The following is a 1,141-nucleotide window of genomic DNA, read 5'->3' as shown; positions in this document are numbered from 1 at the left end:
CGCCGACATCCGCGCCCGCTTCAACGATGTCGACCTGGTCACGCTGCAGCCCTACCTGCTGAAGGTGGCCGACAAGGGCATCAAACGCGGCACGCTCGACCTCGACCTGCGCGCGAACGTCGTGCGCAACCAGCTGAAGGCGCCCGGCAAGCTGACGCTGACCGGCCTCGAGTTCGCGAGCGACGGTGCGCTCTCCACCTTCGCCGGCGTGCCCCGCCAGGCGGTGCTGGCGGCGATGTCGAAGGACGGCAAGCTCGAGGTGAAGTTCACGCTCGAGGGTCGGCTCGACGACCCGGYCTTCTCGCTGAACGAGAACCTGGCCACCCGCATCGCCTCCGGCATGGCCGAGAGCCTGGGCGTCAGCCTCTCGGGCATGGTCARGGGCCTGGGCGGGATGGTCAAAGGCCTGTTCGGGAAGTGAGCTCGCGGCTGAGCTCGTCGATGCGCTTGTGAGCTTCGGCCAGCGCCGCATCCCGGCGTGCCAGCTCCGCCTGCAGCCGCACCGCCTTGCCGGCGGCCTCGAACGCGGCGGCATCGGCGATCGCGGCCCGCTCCTTCTCGGCCTCGACATTGGCCACCGCGGCGGCCATCGCCTCGCGCAGGCGTTCGTCGAAGACGCGCTGGTCGACGTCGCGCCGGGCCTCGGCCTGCGCCACCTGCCAGAAATGGCGCGCCGCCTGCATCACCGGCTCGGGCACGTCGGGCGGCACGCCGAACGCGCCGGGATCCTTCAGGCGCCCGCCGAGGTGCTGGTACCAGTCGTCCAGCAAGGGGCTGACGGTGTTCGGCGAGCCGCGGCCCAGCTGGCGGCGCACCCGTTCGATCGTCGGGCGCTCGCCGGCGAGCAGCAGCGCGTCGCACGCAGCCCAGACATCCTTGGCGTTGATCCCGGTGGCCATGTTGCGCATCATACAAACGCTGTATCAAACGCAACACTGGAGTGACTGATTCTCAGCCGGCAGTCACCATCTCCCGCTCATCGGCCGGCGCGAAGGCCTGGGTGCGCGGGTCGACCTGGCGCCACACGGTCTCGCCGCCGACGAACACGCGCAGCTCGCCGGTGGCCAGCCGCACCCACGGTTCGGCATCGGTCAGCGGTTCGGTGGCCACCAGCGCCATGCGGTCGTCGACACCGTTCAGG

At 70.5% G+C, this 1,141-nt stretch carries 2 protein-coding genes and 1 pseudogene; 1 reads left to right on the top strand and 2 read right to left on the bottom strand.

All coding sequences use genetic code 11. The features are described from left to right. Positions 1-421, top strand: a pseudogene (locus tag AC1D15_RS33490) (DUF748 domain-containing protein); the annotation flags it as partial. On the opposite strand, the gene AC1D15_RS33485 reads toward AC1D15_RS33490, so the two are convergent. Both AC1D15_RS33485 and AC1D15_RS33480 read right to left on the bottom strand, forming a co-directional pair. Beyond that, positions 399-899, bottom strand: coding sequence for a DNA-binding protein (locus AC1D15_RS33485; RefSeq protein ID WP_465113076.1), 501 nt, complete (start codon positions 897-899; stop codon positions 399-401). The pseudogene AC1D15_RS33490 and the gene AC1D15_RS33485 sit on opposite strands and share 23 nt — an antisense overlap. A gap of 52 nt (positions 900-951) precedes the next feature. After that, positions 952-1,141 (bottom strand): class II glutamine amidotransferase (locus AC1D15_RS33480; protein ID WP_477829455.1); only part of this gene is annotated, 190 nt, incomplete at its 5' end.

Source organism: Rhizobacter sp. P2_H2, from assembly GCF_056403375.1.
Note: the sequence above shows the minus strand (reverse complement) of the source record. Positions and strands in the feature narration are given on the sequence as shown.

Bases quoted from the DNA above. Each gene is read 5' to 3' on its own strand.
- AC1D15_RS33485 (WP_465113076.1), bottom strand. From the start codon at position 899: ATGGCCACCGGGATCAACGCCAAGGATGTCTGGGCTGCGTGCGACGCG.